6 protein-coding genes are annotated in these 4,395 nt (G+C 73.1%); 3 read left to right on the top strand and 3 right to left on the bottom strand.

Annotated elements, in window-relative coordinates:
* Positions 1-133: 133 nt before the first annotated feature.
* Entirely contained in the window at positions 134-961 is an 828-nt protein-coding gene (locus AB0C29_RS35715; RefSeq protein ID WP_360829939.1) for a gamma-glutamyltransferase, read from the top strand.
* A gap of 6 nt (positions 962-967) precedes the next feature.
* Here AB0C29_RS35715 and AB0C29_RS35710 read toward each other — a convergent pair whose 3' ends face one another.
* Positions 968-1,897, bottom strand: coding sequence for an NAD-dependent epimerase/dehydratase family protein (locus AB0C29_RS35710; protein ID WP_360829936.1), 930 nt, complete (start codon positions 1,895-1,897; stop codon positions 968-970).
* Between the two features lie 102 nt (positions 1,898-1,999).
* Between AB0C29_RS35710 and AB0C29_RS35705 the strand changes: the two genes are divergently transcribed.
* Positions 2,000-2,677 (top strand): TetR/AcrR family transcriptional regulator, encoded by a 678-nt coding sequence (locus AB0C29_RS35705; protein WP_360829933.1) that lies wholly within the window; start codon positions 2,000-2,002, stop codon positions 2,675-2,677.
* Here AB0C29_RS35705 and AB0C29_RS35700 read toward each other — a convergent pair.
* Together AB0C29_RS35700 and AB0C29_RS35695 are read right to left on the bottom strand one after the other, a co-directional pair.
* On the bottom strand, positions 2,674-3,477 hold the full coding sequence (locus AB0C29_RS35700; protein WP_360829930.1) for an SAM-dependent methyltransferase: 804 nt from the start codon (positions 3,475-3,477) through the stop codon (positions 2,674-2,676). The two genes, AB0C29_RS35705 and AB0C29_RS35700, sit on opposite strands and share 4 nt — an antisense overlap.
* Positions 3,477-3,779 (bottom strand): MGMT family protein, encoded by a 303-nt coding sequence (locus AB0C29_RS35695; protein WP_360829927.1) that lies wholly within the window; start codon positions 3,777-3,779, stop codon positions 3,477-3,479. The genes AB0C29_RS35700 and AB0C29_RS35695 overlap by 1 nt, the downstream gene beginning before the upstream one ends.
* Before the next feature lie 60 nt (positions 3,780-3,839).
* Here AB0C29_RS35695 and proB point away from each other — a divergent pair.
* A partial coding sequence (gene proB, locus AB0C29_RS35690; protein ID WP_360829924.1) for a glutamate 5-kinase occupies positions 3,840-4,395 on the top strand: 556 nt, incomplete at its 3' end.

Genomic DNA, 4,395 nt, shown 5'->3' with positions numbered 1-4,395 from the left:
CCGCGACCGCGTGCACCTCGTCGATGATCACCGTCTCGACGCCCTTGAGCGACTCCCGGGCGGCCGAGGTGAGACGCAGGGCAAGCTGCTGCAGGGCGGTGACCTGCTCTTCCACCCCGGGCTGGCGACGGCGATGGCGGCACTCGCGGCCGAGGGGCCCGGGCTGTTCCACACCGGTTCCTACGCGCCGCTGCTGGTCGAGACGGTCCGCGCGGCCGGCGGGGTGCTCGGCCCGCGCGACCTGGCCGACTACCGGGTGCTGGAGACGCCGGTCGACCGGGCCACGCTCGCCGGGCACCAGGTCCGGGCCCGCCACGATCTCAACCGGACCGTCGACACCATCGCGGCTCTGCCCCGGGACCTGGCCGTGCTGCCCCGGCCGGCCCGCGCGGTGGCGGTGGCCGCGGCCCTGCGGGACCGGGGCCGGCAGAAGATCGGCGACACCACCAACGTCTCGGTGGTCGACCGCGACGGCAACGCCTGCGTGATCACCACGACGATGGGGCTGGGCGCCGCGGTGTGGCTGCCCGGGCTGGGCGTCAACCTCAACTCCATGCTCGGCGAGGGTGAGCTGATCACCGAGGACCTCGGGCCCGGCGTCCGGATGTCGTCCAACATGTGCCCGCTGGTGGTCATCGACGACGAGGGCGCGCTGGCTGTCGCGGCGGGCTCGGCGGGTGCCTCGCGGATCCGTACGGCGCTGGTCGACACGCTGCTCGGGGTGCTGGTCGACGGGGTGGACATGCCCACCGCGATCGCCCGGCCGCGCTTCCACGTCGTGGACGACACGGTCCACGCCGAGCCGGGTTACCCGCGCGACGAGCTGGCCGCGCTGGCCGTGGCGGGCTGGCGGATCAACGAATGGCCGGAGCTGAACCACTACTTCGGCGGCGTCACGGCGGTGGGTGTCGGCGGTGCGGCCGGCGACCCCCGCCGCGACGGCGTCGGGTTGCTGCTCTGACAGTCGTCACATCGTGCGGGCCAGGGTGGCCTCCGAGTGGGCCGCGACCTCGGCCAGCGACACGTCCAGGTCGGTGGCGGTCAGGCCGAAGGTGCGCTCGGTCAGGGAGCTGTCCATGATGAACGGTGCGTAGAACTGGTAGTCCATCTCGGCCAGCTCGCGGGCCATCGGCACCGCCAGGCCCGCGGTGCGCATCACGAAGCGGGGCAGCTGCCGGATCGCGACGGGCTTGGTGCCGGTCAGCGTGAAGTAGCGGTCGGCCAGGGCGCGGACGCTGAGCGCCGGGACGGACGGCACGTGCCATGCCCGGCCGTACGCCCGGTCGTCGGCGGCCAGCGCCACCAGGGCCCGGGCCATGTCACCGGTGTAGGTGAAGGTGTGCGGCGCGTCGACGTCGCCCGGCATCCACGCCGCCCGGCCCTTGGCGATCGCCGGCAGCAGCACCTGGGAGAAGATCGACGACGCCCCGGCTCCGATGTAGTCGGACCCGCGGACCTCGACCGTGCGGACCCCGCCGGCCAGGGCGTCCTGCCACATCTTGATCCGCACCCGGCCCTTGCGGCCGGTCGCGGCGAGCGGGCTGTTCTCGGTCATCCGGCCGCCGGGGACCGGGCCGTAGACGTACAGGTTGCCGGTGATGGCGAGGACCGCGCCGGTGCGCTGGGCGGCGGTCAGCATGGCTCCGCCCAGCGGCGGCCAGAGCGCCTCCCACCGGGTGTACGTCGGGTTGGCGCAGTTGTAGAGGGCGGCGGCGTCGCGGGTGAGCTCGGTGAGCCGGTCCGCGTCGGTGGCGTCGGCGGCGATCCGCTCGATCAGCGGGTGCGTGGGGCCGGTGCCGCTGCGGGTGACGACGCGTACGGACTCGCCGCGCTCGGCGAGCAGGCGGGCCACCGAGGAACCGACCGGGCCGGAACCGACGATCACGTGCTTCGACATTGCGATCTCCTTTGTGAGCACTGCTCTCCGTTGAGAACAACAATCTCACTCCATCCCTGCCTTGGCAAGAGCAGTGCTCTCTTTTGTGGCAGACTTGCCGGCATGACCGCCGCATCGATCCGGGCCCGCGTACGCGCCGAGATGACCGACGAGATCAAAGCCGTGGCCCGGCGCCACCTGGCCACCGACGGCGCGAACCTGTCGCTGCGCGCGGTCGCCCGGGACCTGGGCATGGCCTCGTCCGCCGTCTACCGCTACTTCGCCAGCCGGGACGAGCTGCTCACGGCCATGATCATCGACGCGTACGACGCCCTGGGGGCCACTGCCGAGGCGTCGGTGAGCGGCAGCGGCTTCACCGACCGGTTCCTGAACGTCTGCCACTCGGTCCGCGACTGGGCGCTGGCCAACCCGCACGAGTGGGCGCTGATCTACGGCAGCCCGGTCCCGGGCTACCAGGCGCCCCGGGACACGGTCGGCCCGGCCATCCGGGTGATCCTGGTGATCGGCCGGATCGTGGGCGACGCGTCCGCCGCGGGCGAGGCCGCGGCCGGCGAGCCGATCACCGGCAAGCTCGGCGACGAGCTGGCGTACGTGGCCGAGCAGGCCGCACCGGGCACCCCGCCGCAGCTGGTCGCCCGGGCCATCGGAGCCTGGATCCACCTCTGCGGCGCGGTCAGCGCGGAGCTGTTCGGGCAGCTCAACAACACCATCGAGGCCCGCCGCGAGTTCTTCGAGCTCCAGATGCGCGGCGCCGCGACCCTGATCAGCCGGCCGCTCTAACGCCGCCGGGCGTGGATCACGTGGCCACCCGGGGTGTCCGGCGGCACGTCGGGACGGCCGAACCAGCGGGCCGCCAGCTGGGCCGGCCCCAGGTCCTCCAGCTCGTCGAAGCCACGCCCACGCAGCTCGGCGGCCAGTTCGTCCGGCAGGAAGTAGGTCCGCCAGGGCTCACCGATGCTCGCCACCCGGGCCGCGCGCGCCTCGAGGGCGGCCTGCCGCTCGGGTGACATCGACGAGGGCGGCATCGCGTAGTCGAACACCACCTGCGACCTCGGCGTGGCCGCGATCAGTGACAGCGTCTCGTCGAAGCCCGCACGGCTCAGATACGGCACCACGCCCAGCCACAGGAAGAACGCCGCCTCGTCCGGAACGAGCCGGTCCGCGAGCGACTCCCGTTCGAAGTCCACCGGCAGGTACGTCAGCGACTCCGGCACCGTGATGCCCGCCGCGGCCAGCCGTTCCCGCTTGAACGCCTGGGTGTCCGGGTGGTCGACCTCGACGACCCGCAGCTCCGGCCACGGGTTGCGGTACGCGAACGTGTCCAGACCCGCGCCCAGCACGACCACCTGACGGGTGCCGTCCCGCACCGCCGCGGCCAGGGCGTCCTCGGCGAACCGGGTGCGGGCGGCGATGAACAGGCGCATCGCCCGGCGGCCCGGTGCCTCCTCGACGTCCGGCGGCACCCCGAGGATGCGTACGGCCAGCGGGTCGGTGAAGATCCCGCCGCCCTCGATGAGCTGGTGGGCCGCCCGGTAACGGGCCGCGCTGAACGCGGTGCGGCTCGGCTGTCCGGTCTCCATCAGGGCGTCCAGCTCGCTCGGGCCATGTCCACGTACTCCCCCTTCAGCGGCACGCCCTCGCTGAGCAGCCGTTGCCGTGCCTCCTGCTCGTGCCCGGGCGGCATCCGGCCGGCGCTGGTGACGACCCGGTGCCAGGGCACGCCGCCGCCGTGCCGGGCCATGATCGTGCCGACCTGCCGCGCCGAGTTGCGGCCCGAGATGTCCGCCAGCGCGTCCGCGACAGCCCCGTAGGACATGACGTGACCCTCCGGGATGCTCTCCACGAGCCGGAGGACCTCTTCGACGTACTCCTGCGGTGTCACCGACGCCACGATATGGGATCTCCGCTCGGTGCCGCAGGGCCCGGCGCGCAGAATGGGCGGGTGCGGGAACAGGTGACGGGTGCGCGACGGATCGTGGTCAAGGTGGGCTCGTCCTCGCTGACCACGGCGGCCGGCGGGATAGACGAGCAGCGGGTGGACGCCCTCGTCGATGCCATCGGCGGTCTCGCCGCGCAGGGCCGGGAAATGGTGCTGGTCTCCAGCGGCGCCATCGCCGCCGGCCTGGCCCCGCTGAAACTGCGCCGGCGTCCGCGCGACCTGGCCACCCAGCAGGCCGCGGCGTCCGTGGGCCAAGGGCTGCTGATCGGACGGTACGCGGCCGGCTTCGCCCGGCACGGGCTGACCGTGGGACAGATCCTGCTCACCGTCGACGACGTCACCCGGCGCGCGCACTACCGCAACGCGTACCGCACCCTCCGCAAGCTGCTCGACCTCGGCGCCCTGCCGATCGTCAACGAGAACGACACGGTGGCCACCGAGGAGATCCGCTTCGGTGACAACGACCGGCTCGCCGCCCTGGTGGCCGCCCTGGTCCAGGCCGATCTGCTGGTGCTGCTCTCCGACGTGGACGCGCTCTACACCGGCGACCCGGCGTCGC

It is taken from the genome of Actinoplanes sp. NPDC048791, assembly GCF_040650095.1.
In the GTDB taxonomy this organism is placed as follows: Bacteria; Actinomycetota; Actinomycetes; order Mycobacteriales; family Micromonosporaceae; genus Actinoplanes.
Note: the sequence above shows the minus strand (reverse complement) of the source record. Positions and strands in the feature narration are given on the sequence as shown.

Excerpts from the sequence above, each read along its gene's own strand:
- AB0C29_RS35715 (WP_360829939.1), top strand. The coding sequence starts at position 134 with ATGGCGGCACTCGCGGCCGAGGGGCCCGGGCTGTTCCACACCGGTTCC.
- AB0C29_RS35710 (WP_360829936.1), bottom strand. The coding sequence starts at position 1,897 with ATGTCGAAGCACGTGATCGTCGGTTCCGGCCCGGTCGGTTCCTCGGTG.
- AB0C29_RS35705 (WP_360829933.1), top strand. The coding sequence starts at position 2,000 with ATGACCGCCGCATCGATCCGGGCCCGCGTACGCGCCGAGATGACCGAC.
- AB0C29_RS35700 (WP_360829930.1), bottom strand. The coding sequence starts at position 3,477 with ATGGAGACCGGACAGCCGAGCCGCACCGCGTTCAGCGCGGCCCGTTAC.